Annotated in this window: 10 protein-coding genes; 2 read left to right on the top strand and 8 right to left on the bottom strand. The window is 41.6% G+C overall.

The genetic code is table 11. The features are described 5' to 3' along the window. The first annotated feature begins 80 nt into the window (after window positions 1-80). Entirely contained in the window at window positions 81-332 is a 252-nt protein-coding gene (locus L4C35_RS22730; RefSeq protein WP_428464995.1) for a hypothetical protein, read from the top strand. Between the two features lie 61 nt (window positions 333-393). Here the strand turns inward: L4C35_RS22730 and L4C35_RS22725 are convergent, their stop codons facing one another. Further along, on the bottom strand, window positions 394-561 hold the full coding sequence (locus L4C35_RS22725) for a hypothetical protein (RefSeq protein ID WP_428464994.1): 168 nt from the start codon (window positions 559-561) through the stop codon (window positions 394-396). A gap of 223 nt (window positions 562-784) precedes the next feature. Here L4C35_RS22725 and L4C35_RS22720 point away from each other — a divergent pair, with 223 nt between their 5' ends. Further along, complete coding sequence (locus L4C35_RS22720) at window positions 785-982, top strand: hypothetical protein (RefSeq protein ID WP_428464993.1); 198 nt, start codon at window positions 785-787, stop codon at window positions 980-982. 65 nt (window positions 983-1,047) lie between these two features. Here L4C35_RS22720 and L4C35_RS22715 read toward each other — a convergent pair whose 3' ends face one another. From L4C35_RS22715 to L4C35_RS22685, 7 genes are all read right to left on the bottom strand, one after another. Then, window positions 1,048-1,257, bottom strand: coding sequence for a hypothetical protein (locus L4C35_RS22715; RefSeq protein ID WP_428464992.1), 210 nt, complete (start codon window positions 1,255-1,257; stop codon window positions 1,048-1,050). A 412-nt stretch (window positions 1,258-1,669) separates the two neighbouring features. Then, window positions 1,670-1,960 carry a hypothetical protein gene (locus tag L4C35_RS22710; RefSeq protein ID WP_428464991.1) on the bottom strand — a complete coding sequence of 97 codons (291 nt, stop codon included), beginning with the start codon at window positions 1,958-1,960 and terminating at the stop codon, window positions 1,670-1,672. 240 nt (window positions 1,961-2,200) lie between these two features. After that, window positions 2,201-2,788, bottom strand: a complete 588-nt coding sequence (locus tag L4C35_RS22705; protein ID WP_428464990.1) for a DUF2971 domain-containing protein — start codon at window positions 2,786-2,788, stop codon at window positions 2,201-2,203. Between the two features lie 154 nt (window positions 2,789-2,942). After that, window positions 2,943-3,692: a metallophosphoesterase family protein gene (locus tag L4C35_RS22700; protein ID WP_428464989.1), complete on the bottom strand. Its 750-nt coding sequence runs from the start codon at window positions 3,690-3,692 to the stop codon at window positions 2,943-2,945. A gap of 138 nt (window positions 3,693-3,830) precedes the next feature. Next, window positions 3,831-4,145 (bottom strand): helix-turn-helix domain-containing protein, encoded by a 315-nt coding sequence (locus L4C35_RS22695; RefSeq protein ID WP_086050720.1) that lies wholly within the window; start codon window positions 4,143-4,145, stop codon window positions 3,831-3,833. Beyond that, entirely contained in the window at window positions 4,132-4,464 is a 333-nt protein-coding gene (locus L4C35_RS22690; protein ID WP_428464988.1) for a type II toxin-antitoxin system RelE/ParE family toxin, read from the bottom strand. The genes L4C35_RS22695 and L4C35_RS22690 overlap by 14 nt, the downstream gene beginning before the upstream one ends. A 222-nt stretch (window positions 4,465-4,686) precedes the next feature. Continuing rightward, window positions 4,687-5,133: a hypothetical protein gene (locus L4C35_RS22685; protein WP_428464987.1), complete on the bottom strand. Its 447-nt coding sequence runs from the start codon at window positions 5,131-5,133 to the stop codon at window positions 4,687-4,689. Window positions 5,134-5,509 lie beyond the last annotated feature (376 nt).

The following is a 5,509-nucleotide window of genomic DNA, read 5'->3' as shown; positions in this document are numbered from 1 at the left end:
GGCATAAGGTGCGCCAACGCTGAACTTACAAAACCAAATACACTTCAAACCAAAACCGCCGAGCGTTAAGCGTCACCTTAATGCCTTTGTTACCCGGCCGTTTGACTTGGGTTAAGCAGCTTGCCTGCCATGATGAAATGCAATTAAAAAAGACGCTGATTAAGCGCGACAAACACCTAACCCAAGGCAGGCAAATTCAAAACTATAACCACGAAAATTTACTGCGTGTTTACCCACAAAATAGCGGCTACGATAAAGTTAGCACTATGGTTTACCTAGAAAAGACGAACCAGAAACACTCGCCAATATTGATTAAAAGGCTGCCCAACTAAAGCCGCGAACAACACCAACAGTTCAAATATTTGCGGCAACCACCAAAATGTAACCACTTCCCTACCAACGCACCGACCACAATATTGAAAGCGGCATCCTCGATGATGGCGCGGCAATAGCTGAGAAATTCAAGAACTGGTCAGTACGCGGAGCATCAACCGCCACTGCCGAACCATGGTTAAAACCCAATACAGAAGTTGGCGCGGTTATCAGCGAACATTCACGCAACTCATTGAGACGTTTAAAAATAAGAAACCGCTATGACCGACGAACGATTCTAACTGCATACGGATTTATCTGGAATTGACCAATTCACAGCGACAGCGGAGTTAAGTACACAAAAAGAACTGAACCAAGTCGGGTAACGCCTTGGCATAAGGTGCGCCAACGCAATACTTACAAAACCAAATACACTTCAGACCAAAACCGCCGAGTGTCAGGCGTCACATTAATGCCTTTGTTACCCGGCCGTTCGACTTGGCTAAAGCAGCTTGCCTGCCATGATGAAATGCAGTTAAAAAATGCGCTGATTAAGCGCGACAAACACCAAACCCAAGGCAGGCAAATTCAAAGCTATAACCACGAAAATTACTGCGCGTTTACCCACAAAATAGCGGCTACGATGATGTTAGCACTATGGTTTACCTAGAAAAGATGAACCCGAAACGCGTGCCAATATTGATTAAAAGGCAGCCTAAACTAAAGCCGCGAACATCACCTGTAATTCAATTTCTTTCGGCAACCACCAAAATGTAACCACTTCCCTACCAACGCACCGACCACAATATTGAAAGCGGCTATCCTCGATAATGGTGCGGCAATAGCTGAGTAATTTAAGAACAAGTGAGTACGCAGAGCATCAACCGCCACGGCCGAACCATGGTTAAAATCAATACAGAAGTTGGCGCGGTGACCAGCGAACATTCACGCAAGCCGTTGAGATATTTAAAAATAAGAAGCCGCTATGAACAAAGAACGATTCTTACTGCATACGGATTTCACTGGAATTGACCAATTCACAGCGGCAGCGGAGTAAAGTATGCAAAAAGAACTGAACCAAGTCGGGTAACGCTGGCATAAGGTGCGCCAACGCATGATTTACAAAACCAATTACACTTCAAACCAAAACCGCCGAGTGTCAGGCGTCACCTTAATGCCTTTGTTACTAGGCCTATCGACTTAGCTTAAGCAGCTTGCCTGCCATGATGAAGTGAAATGAAAAAGTACGCTGATTAAGCGCGACAAATACCCAACTTAAAGCAGACAAATTCAAAACTATAACCACGATAATTACTACGCGTTTACCCACAAAACAGCGGCAGCAATGAAGTTAGCACTATGGTTTACCTAGAAAAGATGAACCAGAAACACTCGCCAATACTGATAAAAAGGCAGCCCAAACTAAAGCCGCGAACAACACCAACAAAGTTACACCGTCACTACAACCACCAAAATGTAACCACTTCCCTGCCAACGTACCGACCACAATATTGAAAGCGGCTATCCTCGATGATGGTGCGGCAATAGCTGATAAATTAAAGAACTGGTGAGTGCGCGGAGCACCAACCGCCACGGCCGAACCATGGTTAAAACCAATACAGAAGTTGGCGCGGTTACCAGCGAACATTCACGCAAGTCGTTGAGACGTTTAAAAATAAGAAGCCGCTATGAGCGACGAACGATTCTTACTGCATACGGATTTCACTGGAATTGACCAACTCACAGCGACAGCGGAGTTAAGTACACAAAAAGAACTCAACCTAGTCTAGTAACGCCTTGGCATAAGGTGCGCCAACGCATTACTTACTAAACTAAATACACTTCAAACCAAAACCGCCGAGTGTCAAGCGTCACCTTAATGCCCTTGTTACATGCTTTGTGCGCTTAAGTGATGTCTTTTGCTTTTTATACGTATATCAGGATTAATCTTAGAAATTAAGTTTTTAAAAAAAACTTTATCATTCTTATCCATTTTACAACCTAAAATAACTTCACAAACCTCAACATCAACGAAATCCTCTCCACGGGTAAAAACTCTCACTTCTTGTTCGTAATCCCAAGCCTCAAGCTTATGAGTTAAGATATTTAACGCACTTTCATAACCGTCGTGATATTTAGTAGAAGTAAGTTTAGAGAGTCCTTCGTATTTTATATTTCTAATTTCATTACCTCCTTTAATCCTTACACCTATAGCAACTCCTTTATGACCTTCAGCATAGTGCGCCCACATCAAATCATTACTTGAGTCTTCTGAAAGAGAACAAATACCTATATTTCTTTTCTCTATTCTTATTTCCTCAATTAAATCTCTCGTAACATAATCAGACTTATACCTGTATACACCTTCCATTGGATCATTCATATCAGTATATTTTGCTGCATACAATCGATTATTTAAAAAGATATCCACTAAGAACTTTAAATCTGAAATACCTCTGTACTTATATAGCATCATTAAGTTTTACCTATTTTTATCAATGAACTCAAACCAGCATGTAACGCCTTGCTAAGGTGCGGCTAAACCACTAGACCCGAGCAAAACCACCTTAATCACTAAACTCAACTGAACCAAAAATGCCAAAGGTTAGCCGTCACTCTTAAGCAATTTGTTATAAGCACCTGCCTGTGGATAGAAAATGAACCCAGTCATTTCTGCCTCGCTTTTGGGCTTCACTTACTGCACTTTCAACATCATACGTTACTTTATGGAAAACAACGTCCCACTTACCGCCTGTGTTTTGCTGTAATGTTGCGTATGATGCTCTTGAAGAAAAGTTTTGCATTGAGTGAACACTTGGTTCGTCATCCGTATATGCCTGCAAACCTACACTACCAGGGTTTATGACTAATTGCCCCGTAGATAGCTCAACACACCTCGGTGTATGTGTATGACCACAAATGATAACCGGAGAGGTAATACCATTTAGTCTTTTGAGTATTTCGTGATCAGACCGAACTGTTGGTTTTCCAGTACTAATGTCCTCTAGCAAATACACAAGGTCATCCGTGGGTGTTCCGTGACATGCATAAATATCATTTGTGATGTGTAAGTCGAATGGTAGTTGCTTCATCCAACTTAATGGCTCCTGCCCCAACTCACATAGAATAAATTGCATTGTAGGATTTGACTCTATTTCAGCTTCCGTAGCCTCGTATATCTGACGGTCTTGATTACCCGATATAGTTATAGCGCCCAATGATTGTAAGTATTCGTATGTCTGCCTTGGGGCTATTGGACCATATAAAATATCACCTAAATTAACAAAATCCGTAAAACCTTTCGCTCTAGCATCCTTAACCACTGCCTCAAGCGCAAAAATGTTACTATGAATATCTGACAATATTGCAAACTTTCCCACGATGCACTCCTTGTGCTTATAACGCCGCATTAAGGTGTGAGCAACGCTACCAAAAAACCAAACCATACCACCGTAAACACGAAACCCAACGATGGAATGAAAAATGCCAAGCGTTGGGAATCACTCTTAAATGCTTTGTTATAGCTCAGCGATGTGCGACAGGGTTTCCGGGTGGCGCTGAACCAATTTTAAAAGAGTTACCGCTTGTCCATTTGGTGCACTACGTCCTTGCTCCCAATTTTCTAATGTTCGAGATGATGTATGCAGCAAACGCGCAAACACACCACGAGACATATTAAACTGTTCACGGATACTCACGATTTCATTAGGTGAAATATCTAACTCACTGATATCGTTAACTTGATGAGTTTTAAGAGTGAGTTTACCCTCGGAATGCTCTTTAGCCTCAACAAGAGCAGAACTTAACTCTGCAAATAGGTCACGATTGCTCATTACGCCACGCCTCCATAAAAGCCTTTAGTTGTTTCTTTTGATCTGCGGTTAAATCGGACATTTCATTCTTGCCATAAATTGTCAGCAAGTAGAAACGACGCTTTTCATCGAGGAAGTAATAGATAACACGAGAGCCGCCACGCTTGCCCTTACCTTTACTTGCAACTCGAATCTTTCGCAAACCACCTGTACCTTGAATCACGTCACCCTGTTTTGGGTTAGACATTAACTCAGCTTGAAAAAGMCTAAACTCATCATCGCTGAGATATTCATTACGGTACTTTTCAAATATGSTCGATTCGACAAATACACTTTTCATACGCAAAGTATACGCAAGTAACGTACACATAGCAAAACTATACGTGATTAACGTAGTTATGACGTTTCGGAGGGTGAATCTGAACTGAGCTATAACGCCGCATTAAGGTGTGAGCAACGCTACCACGAAACTTAAACATACCACCATAAACACGAAACCCAACGATGGAATGAAAAATGCCAAGCGTTGGGAATCACTCTTAAATGCTTTGTTATGTGCTTGCTAACGTAGTACTACAGATTGAACGCCTACGCCGTCATCACCGGTCAAGAAATCGATAAACAACGAATGTCTGTAGCCTAATTGACTTTTGAATGCTGCAAGTTTTGCATGGTCTTTATACCTATTTTCACCATTGCAGACTTTCTTTATTTCAACAGCTAACAAATTTTCACGAGTACCACGACGATGAATGATTATATCTGGGACAACATTGCGGCTAATAACTTCAGAGTCAGGGTCGATAGCATAGTTCAATCGCTTAATAACTCCCATGTTCCTAGAGTACTCGCAATCTACATCCCAGCCATCTGCAAATTCTGCTAACTTTCTTGCTAATTGGCTTGAAATAGACTGTTCGCTATTATTCTGCACCAACAGAATCCCATGTTCTTCTACAAAATCTTGTAGCAATTCATTAATATTTAAATCTAATTCTTCTATTCTCATACATCTTTCTTACTAAAGCACATAACACCCACTTAACTTACTGGCAACTGCGCCGCACTCAAACAGGCCACCGTAATCACAAAAGCCAAACCGAAGAAAAATGGTTCTTCGCGGATTAGCGGGAACTGAAAACAAAAACGGTAGTTAATGGTATGGTTACATCGCCAAACACAACCTTCCAAAAACTACCGTTTTCATGTCGAATAATACTTTCCTATCTTCCTTCTGGGAAGGCTTTCAGATTATAAAGTCCCATAAAACTGATTCTTTAATTACAATCACTTTAAAGCCTGATTCCACCGCTGTGTGTCAATGCGGTCGCTCATCCAACTCTATCCATGACTATCATTGGCGAGTTCTAAAAGAAGCGATGATG

The sequence above is a fragment of the Photobacterium kagoshimensis genome, from assembly GCF_050337045.1.
Classification (GTDB): domain Bacteria; phylum Pseudomonadota; class Gammaproteobacteria; order Enterobacterales; family Vibrionaceae; genus Photobacterium; species Photobacterium kagoshimensis.
The sequence above is the reverse complement of the archived record's forward strand: the minus strand, read 5'-3'. Positions and strand labels throughout refer to the sequence as shown.